The sequence below is a fragment of the Microcoleus sp. B7-D4 genome, from assembly GCF_036705125.1.
Lineage (GTDB): Bacteria > Cyanobacteriota > Cyanobacteriia > Cyanobacteriales > Microcoleaceae > Microcoleus.
Genome location: NZ_JAUBTT010000126.1, coordinates 1 through 20063 on the forward strand (window position 1 = coordinate 1; position 20063 = coordinate 20063).

15 protein-coding genes and 1 pseudogene are annotated in these 20063 nt (G+C 47.2%); 4 read left to right on the forward strand and 12 right to left on the reverse strand.

The genetic code is table 11. The features are described from left to right. Window positions 1–171: 171 nt before the first annotated feature. The 6 genes from QUB12_RS32960 to rfaE2 all read right to left on the reverse strand — a co-directional run bounded on the left by QUB12_RS32960 (window position 172) and on the right by rfaE2 (window position 5523). Window positions 172–1731 (reverse strand): ATP-binding protein, encoded by a 1560-nt coding sequence (locus QUB12_RS32960; protein WP_333148053.1) that lies wholly within the window; start codon window positions 1729–1731, stop codon window positions 172–174. Next, the gene (locus QUB12_RS32965) at window positions 1728–2747 is read right to left on the reverse strand and encodes an ATP-binding SpoIIE family protein phosphatase (protein ID WP_333310407.1); all 1020 of its coding nucleotides are present in this window, start codon (window positions 2745–2747) and stop codon (window positions 1728–1730) included. The genes QUB12_RS32960 and QUB12_RS32965 overlap by 4 nt, the downstream gene beginning before the upstream one ends. A 210-nt stretch (window positions 2748–2957) precedes the next feature. Continuing rightward, window positions 2958–3356: an anti-sigma regulatory factor gene (locus QUB12_RS32970; protein ID WP_333108114.1), complete on the reverse strand. Its 399-nt coding sequence runs from the start codon at window positions 3354–3356 to the stop codon at window positions 2958–2960. Between the two features lie 252 nt (window positions 3357–3608). Continuing rightward, window positions 3609–3986: an STAS domain-containing protein gene (locus tag QUB12_RS32975; protein ID WP_333148057.1), complete on the reverse strand. Its 378-nt coding sequence runs from the start codon at window positions 3984–3986 to the stop codon at window positions 3609–3611. A gap of 55 nt (window positions 3987–4041) precedes the next feature. Next, a complete protein-coding gene (locus QUB12_RS32980) occupies window positions 4042–4911 on the reverse strand; it encodes an STAS domain-containing protein (RefSeq protein WP_333207056.1) in 870 nt (289 codons plus the stop codon). 117 nt (window positions 4912–5028) lie between these two features. Then, on the reverse strand, window positions 5029–5523 hold the full coding sequence (rfaE2, locus tag QUB12_RS32985) for a D-glycero-beta-D-manno-heptose 1-phosphate adenylyltransferase (protein WP_333314212.1): 495 nt from the start codon (window positions 5521–5523) through the stop codon (window positions 5029–5031). A gap of 796 nt (window positions 5524–6319) precedes the next feature. On the opposite strand from rfaE2, the gene hpsJ-B reads away from it, so the two are divergent. Both hpsJ-B and QUB12_RS32995 read left to right on the forward strand, forming a co-directional pair. Next, window positions 6320–7150, forward strand: a complete 831-nt coding sequence (gene hpsJ-B / locus QUB12_RS32990; RefSeq protein ID WP_333148063.1) for a hormogonium polysaccharide biosynthesis protein HpsJ — start codon at window positions 6320–6322, stop codon at window positions 7148–7150. A gap of 86 nt (window positions 7151–7236) precedes the next feature. Beyond that, window positions 7237–8154: a glycosyltransferase family 2 protein gene (locus QUB12_RS32995; RefSeq protein ID WP_333148064.1), complete on the forward strand. Its 918-nt coding sequence runs from the start codon at window positions 7237–7239 to the stop codon at window positions 8152–8154. Window positions 8155–8793: 639 nt separating this feature from the next. On the opposite strand, the gene glgB is transcribed toward QUB12_RS32995, so the two are convergent. The 4 genes from glgB to QUB12_RS33015 form a co-directional block, all read right to left on the reverse strand. Further along, complete coding sequence (gene glgB, locus QUB12_RS33000; RefSeq protein WP_333147585.1) at window positions 8794–11088, reverse strand: 1,4-alpha-glucan branching enzyme; 2295 nt, start codon at window positions 11086–11088, stop codon at window positions 8794–8796. Between the two features lie 233 nt (window positions 11089–11321). Further along, window positions 11322–12755 carry a transposase gene (locus QUB12_RS33005; RefSeq protein ID WP_333310409.1) on the reverse strand — a complete coding sequence of 478 codons (1434 nt, stop codon included), beginning with the start codon at window positions 12753–12755 and terminating at the stop codon, window positions 11322–11324. A gap of 1071 nt (window positions 12756–13826) precedes the next feature. Next, complete coding sequence (locus QUB12_RS33010) at window positions 13827–14030, reverse strand: glutathione S-transferase N-terminal domain-containing protein (RefSeq protein ID WP_333147591.1); 204 nt, start codon at window positions 14028–14030, stop codon at window positions 13827–13829. A 119-nt stretch (window positions 14031–14149) separates the two neighbouring features. Next, window positions 14150–14374 carry a serine protease gene (locus QUB12_RS33015; protein WP_333147593.1) on the reverse strand — a complete coding sequence of 75 codons (225 nt, stop codon included), beginning with the start codon at window positions 14372–14374 and terminating at the stop codon, window positions 14150–14152. Between the two features lie 338 nt (window positions 14375–14712). Between QUB12_RS33015 and QUB12_RS33020 the strand changes: the two genes are divergently transcribed. Together QUB12_RS33020 and QUB12_RS33025 are read left to right on the forward strand one after the other, a co-directional pair. Then, window positions 14713–15288, forward strand: coding sequence for a hypothetical protein (locus QUB12_RS33020; RefSeq protein ID WP_333310412.1), 576 nt, complete (start codon window positions 14713–14715; stop codon window positions 15286–15288). A 295-nt stretch (window positions 15289–15583) separates the two neighbouring features. Beyond that, the gene (locus QUB12_RS33025) at window positions 15584–17512 is read left to right on the forward strand and encodes a penicillin-binding protein 2 (protein WP_333310414.1); all 1929 of its coding nucleotides are present in this window, start codon (window positions 15584–15586) and stop codon (window positions 17510–17512) included. 525 nt (window positions 17513–18037) lie between these two features. Here the strand turns inward: QUB12_RS33025 and QUB12_RS33030 are convergent. Both QUB12_RS33030 and QUB12_RS33035 read right to left on the reverse strand, forming a co-directional pair. Next, complete coding sequence (locus QUB12_RS33030; RefSeq protein ID WP_333301112.1) at window positions 18038–18601, reverse strand: transcriptional regulator; 564 nt, start codon at window positions 18599–18601, stop codon at window positions 18038–18040. Window positions 18602–19210: 609 nt separating this feature from the next. Then, window positions 19211–20063, reverse strand: a pseudogene (locus tag QUB12_RS33035) (transposase); the annotation flags it as partial.

A 20063-nucleotide genomic window follows, 5' to 3' on the forward strand; every position in this document is an offset into this window, starting at 1 on the left:
GGGCTGTTTCATTCTCTTGTAGGGGCTGCCCCCCGTGGCTGCCCCCATGTCCCAAACGCCTGTGAAGTCGTCTGTGGGGGGGTAGGCACGGGGGGGTAGGCACGGGGGGGTAGGCACGGGGGCACTACCCCTACAAAAGCCTGATTTTCGTGATAATGAAACCGCCCTGCTTCAGCGCCGTCGGCGACCTATATCGCAGTACAATGAATTTCTGCCAGCAAGTTTTTCAGCAAATACCGAAAAACTATCTTCATCCTCCCCAATCAAAACTTTGGCTGCTGAATCCCCCGCTGGCGATGATTCGGAACCCCGCAAGCTACGAGAATTCGCGCTTGTCAGCGGTATTTCATCTGCCTTAGCAGCGGACATTTCCAAAGGGTTTTCTTCCTCTCCAGGATACAGAATTGGCAGTGTGACAAAAAAAGTCGAACCCACTCCAGGCGAACTTTGGATTTCAATACTTCCCCCTAGAAATTCCGCCAGTTTTTTGCACAGAGACAATCCCAATCCCGTGCCTTTTACGCCCTTCTGCAAGGGATTTTCTATTTGGACAAATTCTTCAAAAATCCGCCTTTGGTCGGCTGGGGGAATACCCATGCCCGTATCTGCTACTGAAAAAGTAACTGTCCCCTCCTCTCCTATTTCCGCAGCAACTCGAACTTCACCTGCTTCGGTAAATTTGAGGGCATTAGAAATCAGATTTCGCAAAATCTGAGAAACTTTTCCCTCGTCGGTTGTGAGGATTGGAAGTTCGAGAGTATCTTCAAAAATTAGAGAAACGGCAGAGTTTTGGGGAAGCAGGGGGCGCATCATTCCTCGCAGGGCGCTGAACAAATCTTCGACTTCAAAATCAGCCAAGCGAACAGTTAGTTTTCCGGCTTCCACTTTGGCTAAATCTAACGAGTCGTTGACAAGTTCTGCGAGAGACTCGGCGGATTTGTAAATGTAATTTACTTGCTTGTCCTGTTCGGCTGAAAGTTCTCCGTCGAGGCGATTTAACAATATTTCCGAAAGGCTCATAATTGCCGTTAGCGGAGTGCGAAACTCGTGGCTCATATTGGAGAGAAAGCTGGTTTTGAGTTCGCTGGCGCGCCGGAGAGATTCGGCCTTATCGTTCAATTCAGCGTAAAGTGCCAGGACTCCGCGATTGGTATCTTCTAGCTGTTGATTTAATTGTACGAGTTCTTCTTGACGCTGGCGGAGTTCGTCTAAAGTGCGTAGTAATTCTTGATTTTGCTGCTGAATTTCGGCATAGGGATCTTCGGGAATTTGGCGCGCTAGTTTGTCAACTAATTGATTTAGTTCGATCGCACTCAGCGCAGGCATATGTTTGGAAAACTGCTTAATTAATTGTACAGCCGTTCCGCGATCGGGCCGAGAGTCGATTTTCACTTCGTCCATCAACCGTTTCGCTGCTGCTAAACCGAGTCCCGCGCCGGTTTGCGATCGAAAATTCGGGCTTAACACAGCCGGTAAATCAGCAATTCCCGGCCCGGTGTCGGAAATCCGAGTCCGAAAAATTTGGGGCGATTCTCCCTCTACAATGAATTCTACTTTGCCGCCGCCTGCATATTTGAAAGCATTGCGGGCAATTTCGGAAACTGCTGTGGCGATGCGGGTTTGTACTTGGGAATCGAATCCCAGCCATGCGGCAATTTGGCGAGCTCTTTGGCGTACTTGTACGATGTCTTGTTCAAAGCGGACTTCCGTCGTCAGGATTGGGTAACTCACGCTGCTTCTCTTACCTTGGCTACTATAACTGTCATGTCATCGCGAGTGCGTTTGAAGTCCCGGTAGAGCACGGCTGCGATTAAAGCAGGATGTCTGGAGGCTAAACCCGGGTAGCGGTTTAAATTCCACTGCGCCGCCAAACCGTCGGAGTGCATGATGAGTAGGGACTGCTGCGACCAAGGATAAACAAATTCTGCTACTTTTCGCATCATATGTCCAACTGTGCCGTTGTAGGAAACCATGCTGCGGCTTTGGTTATCTGTGACAACTACACCGCTGATGTTGCCAATTCCGGCAAAACAAACTGTTTGTTGGGTACGATCGATTTGGGCGATCGCCGCAGCCGCTCCTCTGGTATTTTTTAAAGCAGCGTGCGCCTTCTCTAAAATTGCTTTCGGCCCGAGTTTGGCGTTTTCCTCAAATACACGCACTGCTTCGCCAGACGCTTCCTCCGCCAAATCCCCGTAGCCGAGCCCGTCTGCAACTAAGATCAGGTTTTTGTCAAGGTGATTTTCCGTCGCCCACGAATCCCCGCAAATTTGCTCTCCTGCTTTCGGTAAGTGGACGACCCCAAATTCCAAGTAATTGCTGTTTGGGGATGCTTCCCGGCTATTTTGGGTCGGTTCCAGCCGCGCTAATAAGGCTGTCCCCAGTTTTGGTACAGAATGAATATCAAAAAAAGTAGAGAGGCGTTGAATTGCCCCCAGTCCAGTTCCAGGGCTTCCCGCTGTAGAAAAACCGTCCCGCAGACACAGCGCGACATTTGCCATTCCTTCGCCGCGGTCTAGCGCTACTATTTCAATGCTATATCCTGTCGCTGTTTTTAATGTTCGCAGCAAAAGTTCTCCTTCGCGGGCGTGCTTGACCAGGTTTTTTGCGGCTTCCGTGGTAACAATTGCCACTTTACCGCGATCGGTCTCGTTAAATCCGACTTCCGTCGCGAGGGCGACTGCAATTCGGCGCGCTTCTCCCACTTGACTTTCTTCTGTTACGGGCAGGGCTACGGCATCTATCATTTTTTATCAGTTCTCATAATGAAATCCTCCATAGGCCAACCCTCTCCGGGTATGGTGTGGGATGCCAAGAATCACTTCTTGGCTGTGCTGGTTGCTATTTATACCAATTAAAAAAATAATACAACTATACGCAAGCTCCAAACCCCGATCGTCCTCCGTCCTTCCCAATGCTTTAATCTAAAATCTCAACTCTCAAATCGTATTACTTACTCACCGCCAGCGGACGATCGCAATTTTAGTCCCCTTACCGACTTTGGAAACAATCTCAAATTCGTGCATCAACCGCTTGGAACCACTGAGCCCCAAACCCAAACCGTGATTAGAAGTATAACCGTCAGTCATTGCCAATTCGATGTCTGGAATTCCCGGGCCCTTGTCTTCAAAAATCAGCCTCAGCCCTTTGCGAGTGCCTAATTGCAGCGTTTCGAGAGTTACAGTTCCCCCTTTGCCGTACTCTACAGTATTGCGGGCGAGTTCGCTGGCTGCGGTAACGATTTTCGTTTGGTCTAGTAAACCGAATCCCATTGCTACAGCCCAAGTTCGCACTTGCTGTCGGACGTGGACTATATCGGATGACGATCGGATTTCTAGTGTCTCACGTTTTGACATGGCGGCTACTGTACCAAAATAGAACTTCTCCCCAAAATATAGGACTTACACTCATCAACTTAGTTTCTCCTAATAGGACTTACGCACTTACTACGATTTTCTCTCAAAAGAGAACATAGTGCAGGAATCTCAAACCCTTGATTTAACCCCCTGGAGTGCGTAAGCCCTGTCCTAAGAAATCTTCGGTTTGTCAACAAGGTATCTACAAACAAACTAGGTTTCTTGACTGCCTGTGCCTCAGTCTGGGGACAATTAATCTTCCTTGTCAACAGAAAACCCCAAGGATTTTCTTAACAAAATCATGCCCTTTTCAACGCTTAAAGCTGTGCGAACTCCTGTCAGGGAAAGCCCCAACTCAACGAGCGTAATAGCAACCGCTGGCTGCATCCCGACCACAACTGTTTCCGCATCTAAAATTCGTGACATACTAGCGATATTGTTGATAATGCGACCGATAAAAGAATCCACAATTTCTAGGGAAGAAATTTCTATCAACACACCTTTGACGCCTGTTTTGACAATGCGGTTTGTCAGGTCATCTTGCAGCGTCATTGCTAAGCGATCGTGCATATCTACTTGAATTGTTACTAGCAAAAATTCTCCCATTTGAAGGATCGGTATTCGTTCCACAAATTCACCTATGTGTTAAGCTTTACTAAAATTTTCATCTCAGACTGCAATATGTTTATTTTTCCTCTTTAATATTTTTTATAGTTAAACCTTGGCGCTGCAACGCGACTTTAAAAGCATCTGCTAAAGTAGCTTTTGTGAGAATATCCTGCAAGTCAACTCCCAAGTGAACTATGGTTTGAGCTATTTGCGGGCGAATGCCACTGATGATGCACTCAGTACCCATTAAACGGGCGGCAGCTACAGTTTTTAATAAATGTTGAGCAACTAAAGTGTCAACAGTCGGCACGCCTGTAATGTCTAAAATCGCAAATTCTGAGCCGCTTTCCATGATTTCCTGCAATAGAGTTTCCATTACTATTTGAGTGCGGGCACTGTCGAGAGTCCCGATCATGGGTAAAGCTAGAATGCCTTGCCAAAGTTTGACTACGGGTGTTGACAATTCGAGCATTTCTTGCTGTTGGCGTTCGATGACTTCTTCGCGAGCTTTGAGAAAAATTTCTGTCACCCAAAGGCCAAGCTGGTCTAATAAACTGGTGGAAAGCCAAAGTTGTTCGACAAGTGCGTCGCGGTTTTCTGTCAGTTCATGACAAAGCCGATCGAACAATGGCTTTTTGAAGCATAAAATGAAACTCGCTATCTCTGAGGGAGTAAAGCCTCTCTGAACGCGCGATCGCGAAACTTCTGCTAGTAACACCCGCATATTTTCCCATTCGGGTGTCTGGATGTCGCTAAAGTTACCGTGTCCGACTGCAATGTGGAGCAATTGCAGGAACTCTTGACACTCGGAGCGCAATTCTTTGGCTCTCATCAAGTCGTCCCGCCGCAGCCCGGTATTTTGCAGTTCTTTGAGCCAGTCTGCTAGTAACTCTGCTTTGTGTCTTTGTAGGATTTCCGCGATCGTGTTATTGCTTGTGAGTTCCATTAAAATTATCTCCTGCTTAGCAATTGGGATGAAGTTGTATGAGCTATCGCACCAAGCGTGTTTTTTGATGGGGCAACTTCTGAGTTTAGCTCACTGTTTGCTGTTTGCGATCGAGGGTTAAGTACCTAACTGCAAAATGCGTTTGACGATCGCACTGGTAGAACTCGGAACTTCTATTTCGATTAAGGAAATCTTGCCACCTCCGGCGATAACGGCCGGTGCTTCCGGCAGAGTTTCGACTTGATAGTCGCCTCCTTTAACGTATATATCAGGCTTCAGGATATTTATCAGTTTAGTTGCTGTAATTTCGGAAAAAATTACTACAGCGTCTACTGGTTTGAGGGCTGCTAACACTTCGGCTCGCTGATTTTCCGGTACGATCGGGCGGGGTGGCAATCCCGGCTGCTGCGGTTTGATAGCTTGCACGCTGGCGTCGCTATTCAATCCCACCACGAGCGATCGCCCCAAATTTTTTGCCGCCTGCAAATAGCGGACGTGACCGCAGTGCAGGATATCGAAGCACCCGTTAGTAAACACGATCGGACGCCACTTGTCCGGATCGGATGCGATCGATCTTTCAAGTTCTCTCAACGTATAAACATCAGAAATCATTGCAGTCATTACCACCCAATTTGAACAGCGCTCAAATTTATCCTACCAAAAAATGTGAGAGTTTGCACTTGCGTTATTAAAAAATAAATCAGTCAATCTGCCACTGATTAATACTTGCTTATGAGTAACTATTAATTAGTGTTTGGTAACTTACAAGCCAGAATATCTCAGTAAAAATTACCGAATGTTAAGCTGATTTATAAAACATAATCCCCCGTAAAAAATAGCTACTCGTCTATCTGTGACTGCCATATCCTGCTGTTGGTAATTCGAGGTTAAAAAGGTTGGTAAACAATTATTTATTCCCGCCCTCTCTTATATCAATTACTATAAGACAAGGGATGAGAGTTCCACCGCATCGGGCAGGCGATCGGGGAGTGAGAGCCCTAGGGGGTGAGACCCAACAAAACGCGCTCCTCCTGTGTCTCTTATTTCTGACACCGCCGCGCGAGCGAAAGCTAGTTAAAAGCACCGAACCCAAGCGTGCAGAGCTCATCTTTACGCTGGATTCGTCAGACTAGAGAAGAAGCCAGCAGTTGCTTGCTGCAGTTTCTGGGCGCTATCTTGACCAAGCTTTACAGCCAACCCAGAAGCGCACAGCCTCCTGTGTCCAACTCTATATAGCTGTGCAGAAACTCGACCTTTTGGGTCGCAACCGCAGCCTGTGAAAACCCAGAGGAAAGTCGAGTTCGGTACCCGAAGCAGCTATTTTGGTGGAAAATAGCTAAACTCGTTCAACAAAATCCACTCAACTACCCCCTTGAATCTAACGGTGTAGAATTATCTAACACGAATTATGAAAGCAAGTAATAGCCGTCAATTTTCTTCAGTAGCTGCTCGAACTCTCAAAGTAGTCGGGATTATCTTGATTCTCTCTGCTTTGCTTGACTGCATTGTTCTGTCGCTGCCGGGAGAAACTTCAGACCTTCTCAATCGAGGCTGGCAGTTGACTGCTGCAACTCAGATAGTTGACAAGGGCATTATTCCTTTGATCGGTATCGCCCTCCTGATGACTGGCTTTTGGGTTGACAGCAGCAGTGGAGTCTCTATTGAGCGACGCAACGTTTGGCTGGACTTGCGATTCTGGGCGCTGTTGATTTCCAGCTTGTTAGGTCTAGTTTACCTATCTCTGGTTCCCGTTCACCTCAACAATACTCGTTTGGAACTCAAGGATGCTCTGGCTCAAGTCGATCAAGAAGCGGGACAAGCGGAAGGTCAGCTTGAGGCACAACTTAAAAGCCCTCAATTTAAAGCTCAGGTAGAACAGCTCAAAAGCGAGCGTCGCAGCCAGATAGGGGCGCTGCTGCAAGACGACGGGAAGCTGCAACAAGCACTCAAGAGTCCAGAGGTTCCCAAGGAATTGAAAGCTGTGCTTGAGGAGTCGAAAAATGACCCGAAAGCCCTCGACAAGTTCCTGGAACAGCAAGCTCAATCACTTCCCACTCAAGCTCGCAACGAGATTCGCACCCGCAAGCAACAAAAAGAGAAAGAGTTAAGAACTCGATCGAGAAATTCGAGTTTGCAGACGGGAATCAACAGTTTGTTGTTAGCGATAGGCTACATTACTGTTGGTTGGACGGGATTGAGAAGTATGGGAATTCTGCGGTTCGGCCGCCGCAAAAATTGACCAGCGCTGGCAGGGATCGCGCTGGTCGAGACATCCCTGAGAAATAGTTTGTTTACCCAATAGTTTGCCCTTACTCAAAGCTGGGAATGTTCTCAATTTATATTCTGACTTACAACGAAGAGATTGATATCGCCGCTTGCATTGAATCTGCACTGCTTTGTGACGATATCATTGTAGTTGATTCTTTCAGCACCGATCGCACCCTTGAGATTGTTCAGAACTATGCCGTGCAAACAGTGCAGCACCGCTTTGAAACTCACGGACGCCAGCGGACTTGGATGCTCCAAGAAGTCCCGTGCAAGTACGAATGGGTTTACATCCTCGAAGCTGACGAGCGGATGACGCCTGCACTGTTTGCTGAATGCTTAAAGGCGATCGAAAGTCAAGAATATATCGGCTATTACGTAGCTGAAAAAGTAATATTTATGGAGCGCTGGATTCGCCGCAGCACTCAATATCCCCGTTATCAAATGCGTCTCTTTCGCAAAGACCGAGTGTGGTTTACTGACTACGGTCACACTGAACGGGAAGTCTGCAACGGGCCTACTCACTTTTTGAAGGAAACTTACCCTCACTATACTTGCAGCAAAGGTCTTTCCCGCTGGATTGAAAAGCACAACCGCTACTCGAATGACGAGGCGGCTGAAACTCTCCGTCAATTAGAAGCCGGTCAAGTAAATTGGTGGGATTTATTGTTTGGCGCATCGGAGGTGGAAAGGCGTCGCGCTTTGAAAGATTTTTCTTTGCGCTTGCCTTTGCGGCCTGTGGTGCGCTTTTTCTATATGTATATTTTACTGGGCGGATTTCTTGACGGCCAAGCAGGATTGGCTTGGTGCACGCTGCAAGCTTTTTATGAATATCTAATTTTGCTGAAAGTTTGGGAAATGAAGCATCTACCACTGCCAACTTTAGAGGTAGCGGCAGAACAATCTATTTCGGAAGTAGTAACAGTTGAGCCGTCAAAAGTTTCTTATAATCTTGGCGCTTCCGATACTCGAACTTAAAAATTGGTAAGAGGTACGCTGGCCTAGCGGTAGTATTTGGAACTTGTAAGCTGTGGAGCATTTAAACCAGTAACGAGGCTAGTAGGGTGCGTCATTCGCGAACCCTTACGCTGAAACGGAAAACCTTAGATGCTGACGCACCTTACGCAAGTCCTTTAAATGCCGAACAGCTTACCGTCGCAGTTCCCCGCCGATCGAACTCGATGGGTAGCCTAAGTATTTAGAAGTGGTATTATATCCTTTCGGTGTGCACCGAAATTATTCATCTCTCTCTTCTCTTCCTCTGTGAACTCTGCGTACTCTGCGGTTAAGGAATGAGAATTAAATAAAATCCACTTTTCCTGTTTGTTGTGGGATGGGCGTCCCGCCCGTCCTTTCTGGGCGGGCGGGACGCCCATCCCACAAGAAAAAAGGGAAATTATTTAATTGACGATCCTAAATCATTCCGATGCAACCGGAATTAATATTAAATTCCTTAAATCCGAAGAAAGCGAATCCGTTGCAGAACTTCATTCTTTGGCCACAACAACAAAACAGAAAAAACCCGGTTTGTCCAAGAAACCGGGTTTTTGAATACCCTCAAAGTTTTAGGTTTAATAAAGCTTTGATTCTTAACTCAAAACTCTCACGACTCACAACTTAAAACTCTTGAGATTTGGCTGTTGTTTTTGCCCGATCGAGCTTTAAAATCAACACCCCCAAAGGTGGCAAACACAAGTCGATCGAATAAGCACTATTGTGGAACCACCACTCATCAGTCCACTTGCCCCCCAAATTCCCCATATTGCTACCGCCATATTCCCGCGCGTCGCTGTTAAACAACTCCGTATAGAAACCTGGTTCCGGCACTCCTACGCGATAGTGAGAGTGCGGCTGGGGCGTAAAATTGCACACCGTCACCACAAACTCGTCGCCATCCTTCTCTCGGCGCACAAAGGCCACGACGCTGTGCCGATTGTCACTGCAATCAATCCACTCAAACCCATCCTCAGCAAAATCTTGACTGTAAAGTGCCGTTTCGCTGCGGTACAAATTGTTCAAATCTTTAAAAAACAGCTTCAACTTTTGGTGCGGCTCGAATTGTAGCAACTGCCACTGCAAATCCCCCCAAACGTTCCACTCGTGCCACTGGCCGAACTCCATCCCCATAAAGATCGTTTTCTTGCCGGGATGAGCAAACATAAAAGTAAACAAACACCGCACGTTTGCAAACTTTTGCCATTCGTCTCCTGGCATTTTCCCGATGATGTGAGCCTTGCCGTGGACTACCTCATCGTGGGACAAAGCCAGCATGAAATTCTCGCTGTGGTTGTACCACATACTGAAAGTTATGTTGTTCTGGTGGAACTGGCGGAACCACGGGTCCATGTGGTAATAGTCGAGCATATCGTGCATCCAACCCATGTTCCACTTCAGGTTGAAGCCCAAACCGCCTACATAGGTCGGCCAAGATACCATCGGCCAAGAGGTAGATTCTTCGGCGATCGACAGCGCACCTGGGAAATAGCTAAAAATGACGTGATTCGCCTGACGCAGAAAATCTGCAGCCTCGATATTTTCCCGGCCCCCGTACTGGTTGGTCAGCCATTCTCCCGGTTCGCGGCAGTAATCCAAATAAAGCATCGAGGCTACGGCATCTACGCGAATCCCGTCGATGTGGTACTTGTCAAACCAGAACAGAGCGTTTGATACTAGGAAATTCCGCACTTCGTTGCGGCCGTAGTTAAATACTAGGGTTCCCCACTCTTTGTGCTCGCCCTTGCGGGAGTCGGCGTGTTCGTACAAGTGAGTTCCGTCAAAGAAAGCCAAGCCGTGGCCGTCTTTGGGGAAATGTCCCGGTACCCAGTCCACCAGTACGCCAATGCCGTTGGCGTGGCACTGGTCAACAAAATACATGAAATCTTCAGGTGTGCCGTAGCGGGAGGTTGGGGCGAAATAACCGGTGACTTGATAGCCCCAAGAACCGTCGAAAGGATGTTCGGCGATGGGCAGCATTTCGATGTGGGTGAATCCCAAATCTTTGACGTAGGGTATCAGCCGATCGGCTAATTCCCGGTAAGTCAGAAAGCGCGCCCCAGGATTGAGTTCCGAAACCTGCACGGCGGGTTGTATTTCCCCATTTGGTAGCACGGCGGGTTCGTCAGTAGCGGCGTGCAGCCAAGAACCGATGTGGCATTCGTAAACCGAAACCGGCTGCGTCAGTGGGTCTGTGTGCCGCCGCTTTTCGATCCAAGCGCTGTCGTTCCAAGTGTAGGTGCTTAAGTCGGTGACAATTGATGCTGTTTTCGGCCGCACTTCTTGCTGGAAACCGTAAGGATCGGACTTTTCGTAGGGATGTCCGTCTTGGTTTTTCACTTCGTATTTGTAGGAAGTTCCCACGGATAGTCCCGGAATAAATAATTCCCAGATGCCGTTTTGCGATTTCCGCATTTGATGTTTGCGGCCGTCCCAATAGTTGAAATCTCCTAAAACAGAGACATTGCGGGCATTCGGGGCCCAAACGGCAAAATATACTCCTGTGATGCCACCTACTTCGGTGAGGTGCGCCCCGAGTTTTTCGTAAATCCGGTGGTGATTGCCTTCTGAGAATAGGTGCTGGTCGAATTCTGTGAGTTTGGGCGATCGAAAGGCGTAGGGATCGTAGATGAAGCGCTCGTGTTCCCCTTCTTTGACCCGCAATTGATAGTTTGCTAGTTCTGGGGTGTCGATCGTACATTCAAAAAAGTGAGGGTGATGCTCTGATTTCATCGAGTATTCGGCCCTGGCTTCCGGCAAAACTACCGATACCGCATCCGCATTCGGCAGATAAGCTCGGACGACCCAGACTTTTTTGCCATTTTCTTCGATCGCATGAGGGCCTAGCACTTCAAATGGATCGTGGTGCTGATTCCAAACAATGCGGTCAATCTGTTCAAAGGGGACGGTCGCGGGCATAAAACTACTTACCTCAATCTTTTAACTAAATGGCTTTCAAAACCTAGAGCGGCGCTGCACTTTACATTTCGATACATTTTTGATTGCTGATCCTACCACTGATTAGCACGATCTTGACTGCTGCAGATCCAGCGCGCGTCCTTGCACACACAGCAGGCTGTTGTCTTGCCGACGGCCGAGCTGGGGTTTTACTGCTAACATCTAAGTATAGAAATAGTGAACGAACCTGACGGTCAACTGACTACAGTTAGACCGCAGGCTTCTTTTTCCTTTTTTTCAAAGGCTTTTTTGAGTGACGGAGTTCCCCCGCCACTTTCGTAACTTAGACCAATTCTCTTTATAAGCTTAGCTGAGTTTTTATCTCGATCCAAAAATTCTCCGCATTGACAAGAATGCCACCGCTCCGATAATTCTTTCGGTACTTTGTTGAGGCAATTCCAGCAATGTTGAGAAGTTCCTCTTGGAGAGACAAACAAAATGCTTTTACCCAATTTCCAGGCGACATATTTTAGGACGCTGGCGAATTGCCCATGAGCCGCATCAAGCATGGATTTATTCAAGCCACTTTTAGCTGACTGACCGTTCGGCAAATAAACCAAATTACCATTTTCAACATCAGTCTTGGGCTTGGCACGTCTAGTTAAATTTTTGACACTCAAGTCTTCAACAACTAAAACCTCACATTTACCGAATAGCTCATGTGCAGTTTTAAACTGAAAATCTAATCTAGCTCTAGCTACAAACTGATGGAGTTTGGAAATCTTGTCCTTGATAATCTTCCCAGGCTTAGAACCCTTGACTCTATTAGCTAAGTTCGCTTGAAGTTTTGCCAATTTCTGGGCCGACTTCCTCAAAAACCTAGGATTCTCAACTCTCTCGCCATTGGAAAGATAGACGTAATTAGTGATTCCCAGATCGATGCCAACAGTATTTTCGACCGTCGGTTGAATTTCTGCAACCGTTACGGGAACTGTTTTATCTTCTAGCGTCAGGGAGATATACCACCCATCAGCTTCTCTGATAACTGTTCCCGTCTTAACTGTGAACCTTGTTGGTATTGGACGGTGGAAAACCATAGGTACTTGACCTATTTTTGCGAGGTCAATACAAATCCTATTTTGCTCGTCCTTGACAATATCAAGATTGTCTAGTTGAGGATAAGTGAAAGATTTGTAGTAATGAAGCCCTTTGAATCTGGGCTTGCCTCTACGATTGCCATTTTTATCGGGCGTCGTGAAATTTGAAAAGGAAGTTTCCACTCGGTTGACGACATCTTGCAAAACCTGAGAGTCCAACACTTTATAATCAGGAAATAGCTTTTTTGTGTTTTTCAGGTCAGCCAGTTGTATGGTTTGCCACTGTACATATCCGCCTTCAATGTTCGATAAAACGTCACCTTTCCTGGTCAAAGGATTGCCTGACTCATCCTTTTTTCTACCATCCCTAGTTTGCACTCTCGTCAAAGGAATATTTTGATAAATTTCCTCAATCGGGACTATCGAAACAATCAAGGGGCAGGCGTTGATAGGTGTTCTCGTGGCTGACCACCACCTAAATCTATCGCCAAGTCGGTAGTTGTACTGCCGACGACAGAGCTCTAGGTGAGCCACCATCGTTGTTAGTTGGGCTTTTGTGGGTTTGAGGCGGTATTTGTAAGTGAGTTGCATTTTTTAACTTTCTTTTTTCGACCTTTGCATAGTATAGTTTGTGTATGTCCAAAATGCCACACCAAAGATTACCATTTCAACACTTAGGAAGTACATCGAAAATCAAGATACTTCCGAAGATTAATTCATAGTGGCTAAGTCTAATTGTCGGTTTCCGTCCCTCCACCCGACGCTTCTTTCCATCACGCGGGCGTAATTTATTCGGGGTACTTCGCGCAGCGCTCAGATGTGTCCCCTCTAAATATACCGAGGGACTTCCCGGCTGGTAGTTAAAACAAATTGAAAAATTTATATTTTTTCCCAAATATCCTTGACTTATTTTTTTATATGTGATAAGGGATATTTTTAAACTCTTGTCGATTGGCGACTGCAGGATGGTCAACCCTGTAAGCGTTGGGGAGCAGTTAATAGTTTACCTGGAATTTTCAGGCAGGGAGAATCGCCCGATCGGTAGACTTTCACATCTCGGAGGCGGGGTTTGCCCACAAAGTCCGTGAATTTGGGCAATACGCTCAAACGGCGAAGGATGCTTAACTCGGTATTGAGGAATCAAAGCTAAAGGACTCAGCATGGCGACAGCAGCAAGCAATATCTGCCATGCTCAAGGCATCGCCTACGAAACTAGCACCATCCTACCAGCGACGGTGCAATAGGTTTAAAGCAGCACTCAGGCGCAACTGGAGCGAGTTTTGCCGAGGCCGGGTTAATACCGCAGTGGCGCGGCGCCAATTGAATCACTAAACTGGCTCAAAACAGACGGGTCGATTTGCTTGCCCGCAGCGGCGCGAAACTCGCAGTAAACACATCGAGTAGCAATGTCGATGCTTTCATCGAGCCTGTATTCGATCATCGAAGCCTCAGCTTACTTTCCTCTCGTCTGCGGGCAACAGCGGCGGGGAAGGAAAACGAGACTCGATCGTGCAAAATTTTCGTCGCGTCTGCGCTCGCCTCCGGTTGACCAAGAATTTCAAAGGTGGTACCCGCCACGTGATTTATCCGTGGAATCAATCCCAAATCGAAAATCGAAAATCCTCAAGCCCCCGCATTTATCCGTGGGGTCGCCTCTAAAATCTAAAATCTAAAATCTAAAATCGATTGACCTTCGAGTTGAGGCAGCAGCACGGGCACTGTCTTCAAACCTCTCGTCAGAGACTTGAGTTTCAAAACCGGCAGGCCGGGGGTCAAGTTTTCCACTTCAAAGGGGATGCCCTTGTAACCCAGCGCTAAGCGGACTTTGCTGCAGTAAGGGGATGTACGGAACAGTAGTAAAAGCATCAGACTACAACTAACACCCAACTTGAGACCTAGACCTCTGAGATGAAAAAATGCGAGGAGCGAACGATTTTTCACCTGGAGGCTAGGCTCGTTGGGCAAACACTCTCGGATCGCCCTAGTTAGGGAGACTTTTTAGGAGAAGGGGCAGGGGTAGTAGTTGCACCAGTCCCAGGAGTGGACTTTGGAGATGCAGAAGAAGCAGGGGGAGTAGTAGTAGTGCCAGTGCCACCAGTGCCGCCCGGAGAGGGGCTAGGGGAGCTGGGGGTGGTGGTATCTCCTCCGCAGGCGCCGAGGGCTACTGCCAAGCCCACGACCAAAGTCAAACGAATTAATCCCTTGTTCATAAAAACTCCTTAACATTGAAAACCCATCGCAAGGAAGGGAATAGTGTACTTGAGAAACAATGCTGGCACGAATAGCTCAACGATTCGCTCGTTGATTACAATACTGCATTTATTAATAAATTTCACATAGATTATCGCTAACCAGCAAAGATTTCTTTTTTTTGGCAAATCCTGAAGTCAAAGAGACCAGTGGTAGGATGGGTTGGTTGGCTTGTGAGGTATCCTTGGTAAGGATAACCGATCGAACCCAGATTGCCACAACTGGCGCTCGCCCTTGAAAAAAAACTCTTAAGCTCAATCAAGCTGAAGCTACCCCACTTTACGTATTGGTGAACTCTATGACCGCTGCTATCAGATCCCCCGATTCTCCCCGCTCCCGATCGACCCGCAAGCCCGCTGCTGGCCCAGCCAAAAGCAAAGTTACTTCTATTGCCCGAGCTAGGCGGGCGAAGACAGGGCCGGTACTGCCCAACTACTCGCCAGCAGACGAACAGGCTCAGGTTCGGCAGTCCGCATCGGTGCTGAAAGTCATGCCAGCTCGCCAGCAGCAGCCAGTGTGGTTGCGATCGCTCCTGCAGGCACAGCGCGCCTCCTCAGTGGTAGCAGTTATGCTTTTGGGCGGTGCTCTGAGTCTCTACGGCTTGACAGTTTACGGCGAGCAGCGCTGGAGTCAGGAGTATCAAAAATTGGAAACTCTGCGTCTCCGGGAACAGCAATTGAGTGCTTCTAGCGAAGTATTGAAACACCAACTTGCTAAAGAAGCCCAAAATCCCGAAACCGGTTTGGCTCGGCAGAATCCTGGGGACACGATTTTCTTGCAGCCGGCCCCTGAAACCCGATCGCCCGTTGCGGCACCAAATTCTGAGCCCGCTCTCAAGAATCGAGCCGGTGTGGAAACACCGCTGGGCTATTAAACCTGTGTCAAAGCGGAGAGCGCCCTCCGGGCCTGAGTGTCCGAGGGCCTGAGAATTGGAGGATATAATTTCTTTTTTGGCTTTTTTGCAAGTCGCGATCGATTTTCTGCTTCCAACCGGAAGTTAAAAGTTAAAAATAATTAACACCACTTCAAAAAACAGAAGGCAACTGTAGGTGTGATCCAAACCCTGATAGGGATTGCCAATTCCCAAGTCGTGAATTTTCTCTTTTAACATTTAAGTTATAAATTCTAAATTCTAAAACGCTCTAACTTGCTATTGAATTTTTAATGCCATGAGCTACGACCCCCGTTTTGACCGCTACAGATCGCCGAATTTCAAACGCACAAAACAGGCGGGCGATTCCCTACGGGATAGCTTCGCCGCGCGTACTGGGTGGGAAAAACCAGCCAAACCTAGAGCTTCGGGCAGTTTCGGCCGATCGCCACAACAGACGGCTGCATCTTGGGGGCGACCGGTGGAGCGTTTAAAGCGCAGCAAGTTCCGTTTGTGGGCCGTGTGGGCGGTGTTGATGCTGGGGGGGCTGGGGCTGGCTGTGAATTTGTTTTATTTGCAGGTGACGCGAGCTCCGGCGCTGCGTAAACAGGCTCTTCAGCAGCAAACTCTCAAAACGAAGCCGTTTGTGCCCAGACGCCCGATAGTTGACCGCGCAGGGAATGTTTTGGCGATCGACAGACAGGTGTACACGCTCTACGCTCACCCGAAGTTGTTTAACCACTCGAAGGCGGAAATTGCTGCTAAATTGGCTCCGATGTTGGCGATCGAACTGACTCCGGGCACTACGTCGGAAACTGAACTGATACGCAGGTTTAATCTTGCTGAAAGCGGTATTACAATTGCGGACTCTCTGCCTCAAGAGGTTGCCGATCGCGTCGCTGGGATGCAAATTAAAGAGAGTCTGGTCGATGGCTTGGAGTTGCTGCGGCAGCAGCAGCGTTTTTACCCGCAGCAGGAGTTGGCGGCTGATATCCTCGGTTATGTGGACGGGGAACGGAAGGGACAAGCCGGGGTGGAATACAGCCAGCAGAATTTGTTGGAACGATCAATGCCGTCGATTCAGTTTAGCAGGTCGAGCAATGGGAATTGGGTTCCCGATCGGCTGACGGCGGGATTTGTGCAGCTTGATGACTTGAAATTGCAATTGACGATCGACAGTCGCTTGCAGCGGGCTGCGCGAGTTGCTCTCAAGGAAAAAATGAAGCAACACAATGCGAAGCGGGGCACAGTGATTGTGATGGATGCCCGTAACGGGGAATTGCTGTCAGTGGTAGCGGAACCTTCTTATGACCCGAATCAATATTTTAATTTCGATTTGTCGCGCTATAAAAATTGGGCTGTCACTGATGTTTATGAGCCTGGTTCGACTTTTAAAGCGATTAATGTGGCGATCGCTCTGGAAGCGGGTGCGGTGAAACCTAATACTGTGTTTAACGATGAAGGTCGGATTTACATGAATCCCTGGACTATCCAAAATTCCGATTACAAAATCGTAGGCGCGCGCGGCCCTTCCACTGTTACTGAGATTTTGAAACATTCTAGCAATGTGGGGATGGTACACATCATGAGAACCATGAAACCTTCTCTTTACTATCAAGCTTTAGAAAAACTCGGACTCGGACAAACTGCGGGAACAGATTTGCCTTTTGAAGTAACCAGTCAGCTTAAAAATCGAGAGCAATTTATTAACTCTCCGGTGGAAGTTGCTACTACGGCTTTTGGGCAAGGTTTTTCGATAACTCCGATGCAGTTGGTGCAACTTAACGGCGCTTTGGCTAACGGCGGCAAGTTGGTGACTCCTCATGTTGTGCGGGGACTTTTTGATAGAGATGGTGAAGCTTATTGGAAGCTTCCCAGGCCGGTTCCGAAGCAGGTTTTTTCGCCGGAAACTACTAAGCAGGTGTTAGAAATGATGGAAACTGTGGTTGATGGTGGTACGGGGAAAGCTGCACAAATTCCTGGGTATCGGATTGCTGGAAAAACGGGTACGGCTCAAAAAGCTAATGCTGGTGGGGGTTATTCTGACAAGGCGATTATTACTAGCTTTGTGGGGATCATGCCTGTGGAGGCTCCTCGGTATGTGGTGCTGGCGGTGATTGATGAGCCTAAAGAGGGTTCTTCGGGGGGTACGGTGGCGGCGCCGATTGTGGAGTCGGTGATGGAGGCGTTGATTTCTATTGAGAAGATTGCGCCGAGTAAGAAGTAGTTGATTATATCTGATATCAAATCCGTTAGCATCGGAATAGTAAATCCGAGTTCACTGTTGACTGTTCACTGTTGACTGTTCACTGTTGACTGTTCACTGTTGACTGTTCACTGTCAACCGTCAACCGTCAACCATTGGTAACAAGTTAAGCTAAGAAAGGATTTGTCAATCAGCAATTATACTCAACATTTACTCGGATTTTGGGCATAAAACTGAGATTTGGGCGGTTGAGGAATCATGCCGAGGGTGATATTTATACCTACTTTCTCTCAAATCGTGAATTTTCCACTCCTAAAAAAGCAGTTTTTTGAGTAATATTACTGATTGACAAATGCAATTAAGTCTTAACTTGTCACCAATGACCGTCAACCGTCACCCGTCAACCGTCAACATCATAAGGAGTGTAACCGGAAATGATATGAGATGTTGCGTCAGGAATTGACGCTCGAATTTGACGCTCGAAAACACGGCTATTGAGGACACGGCAATGCCGTTTCCCTACCCCCAACATAATTCATCGCCCTGTCAGTAACAATATCTTTTGTTTTCGTTGGGTTTTAATTGTCTTTGGGAGGTGCGTTTATGTCCTAAAAGAGTGGAGATGATGATGCAGCGTTGGCTCTTTCTTAAGTTGGGATGATATAGTGTTAGGGTTCCTTTGGCTCTTATACTCGTTAGCGTGCAGTCGTGGTCGCTTCGAGATACGGGGCAACCTCGATGGTTGAACATGACTCGCCGGATTGTGCCGTTTGTTTTTTGCTCGTTGTTTTCATTTACTTGGAGCACTGTTGTTTCATTTGTATCTATTTGAATTTGCGGTTCTAGGTTTTTCCATTGACTGGCTGGTACTTGGCCTGGGGGAATGTCGGCTGGGTGAACGGCTATTTGTACATTTTCTCCTACTTGTTTGAAGCTGGCTTGCCATGAAATTTTGGATCGTTTGGCGTTGCTGTGTGCAAGTTCCATTGCCCAATAAGCTCGATCGAGCGATACCTTTAAACGGTGGTTGTTGATAAACATTAGCCAAGAGGGGGCGACGATCGCACTAAATATTCCTATGATTAAAATAATTATCAATAGCTCAATCATGGTAAAACCTGGGGCAGGTGTAGTGGCTCTGCCTTTTAGCATTTTATTTATTGACACGTAGATGCACTCCCTGATATTTAGCTGGCCCAAAAAACAGCTAGGAGGAGCTATTTTTTATTGGGTATATTTTAACTTTGGGTTTGGCTAGTGTGTAGATCGGTATTTACTGAAAATTTATGCGACTTTAAAAAAAACTGCGGGTAAGAAAACGGCAGTCAAGAAACGGTAGTGCGGTTTCCCTACAGCAATTTTGTCGATCGCCCGATCGCACCAGAGCGCGAAGCTATAGCAGGAGGCAGGAGGTAGAAGGCAGGAGGCAGGAGGCAGACGTAATCAGAGCAAGGGTTTCAGCAATCGATCTCCTCCGGCGCCGCCAAGGCGGTTGCTATATGTAGGGAGCATCTCAATGAAAGCAGCCAAGGTAGAAGTTGGAGTTTTTAGGCAGGAGGTAGAAGGCAGGAGGCAGAAGGAAAGCTCTCCTGAGTTTATGGCGTAAAATATAGCAATCAATACAGTGATAGTGATGAATTTTAATTTAGGGCTTGCTGAATAAGTTAAGAAAAATCGCGTAGGCGTAGCCAGCCGTAGGCATCGCACTTGATTGGCAATTCAAGCTCGGGGAGACATAACTTTTTGTTGACTATAACTTGCCCAGTTATAGCTTTTAATAATCATTAAACCATAAATAGGTGTGATTTTCGGTTTGTGACATAAAAACGCACAAAAAACCCGTCTTAACCAGGTAGAAAGGTTAATTACTAAAAAAGTTTGGGCAATGGCTGTTTCCGAAGTATTATCAAGTTTTGTCATCACCCGATTCAGGCTAAATCTTCTTTTTCGCAAGTCCCAAATTTGCCCTCAATCGCATTTCTAATTCTCTCATCTTCTGAGGCTTGTTTCTTTGTTTCCTTACTGACATTTGCTGGTGGCCTTCCTAAAGGGGGGCCACTAATTCTAATTCCTCTTTCTTTACACCAAGCTCGATTTTCTCGCGCTTCGATAAATGCGATCTGCGTGGACTGATTCTGGATAGTATCCTGTGTAAATTTTAAATGCTTCAAATGAGTGCTTTTAAGTCTCCTGATTCATTAAAGTTATCCCAACTTATCCGGTCTAAAAATACATATCCTTCAAAGCAACTCGCTGACAGTTTGGCTCCAAACTCTACAGGTTTCCCTGCTTTCCCTCTGACAATGGGACGGATGTGGGGTTGGCTTAAACTTACTATTCTGTCCGATATACTCGGTTTTTTATTTTCAAATAACCAAAGTTGTTGCCGATAGACTTCTGTGAGAACTAGCAAGGTTTTATATTGCTTCTTGGTCAGACTTTGTAGGGTGGCATCTGAGTCGATTAGCTGTTCAATATGAGCGAGGTTTCTTTTAATATATTGCAGTTGTTTTTTAAGGGCTTGGATTTTTTTGTTTCGTTTAGGTCGTCGTTGTTTGGCTACTGCTAAGTA

Coding starts and splice junctions, on each gene's coding strand:
- QUB12_RS32965 (WP_333310407.1), bottom strand. CDS start 2,747: ATGATAGATGCCGTAGCCCTGCCCGTAACAGAAGAAAGTCAAGTGGGA.
- QUB12_RS32970 (WP_333108114.1), bottom strand. CDS start 3,356: ATGTCAAAACGTGAGACACTAGAAATCCGATCGTCATCCGATATAGTC.
- QUB12_RS32980 (WP_333207056.1), bottom strand. CDS start 4,911: ATGGAACTCACAAGCAATAACACGATCGCGGAAATCCTACAAAGACAC.
- rfaE2 (WP_333314212.1), bottom strand. CDS start 5,523: ATGATTTCTGATGTTTATACGTTGAGAGAACTTGAAAGATCGATCGCA.
- hpsJ-B (WP_333148063.1), top strand. CDS start 6,320: ATGAAAGCAAGTAATAGCCGTCAATTTTCTTCAGTAGCTGCTCGAACT.
- QUB12_RS32995 (WP_333148064.1), top strand. CDS start 7,237: ATGTTCTCAATTTATATTCTGACTTACAACGAAGAGATTGATATCGCC.
- glgB (WP_333147585.1), bottom strand. CDS start 11,088: ATGCCCGCGACCGTCCCCTTTGAACAGATTGACCGCATTGTTTGGAAT.
- QUB12_RS33005 (WP_333310409.1), bottom strand. CDS start 12,755: ATGCAACTCACTTACAAATACCGCCTCAAACCCACAAAAGCCCAACTA.
- QUB12_RS33010 (WP_333147591.1), bottom strand. CDS start 14,030: ATGCTTTTACTACTGTTCCGTACATCCCCTTACTGCAGCAAAGTCCGC.
- QUB12_RS33015 (WP_333147593.1), bottom strand. CDS start 14,374: ATGAACAAGGGATTAATTCGTTTGACTTTGGTCGTGGGCTTGGCAGTA.
- QUB12_RS33020 (WP_333310412.1), top strand. CDS start 14,713: ATGACCGCTGCTATCAGATCCCCCGATTCTCCCCGCTCCCGATCGACC.
- QUB12_RS33025 (WP_333310414.1), top strand. CDS start 15,584: ATGAGCTACGACCCCCGTTTTGACCGCTACAGATCGCCGAATTTCAAA.
- QUB12_RS33030 (WP_333301112.1), bottom strand. CDS start 18,601: ATGATTGAGCTATTGATAATTATTTTAATCATAGGAATATTTAGTGCG.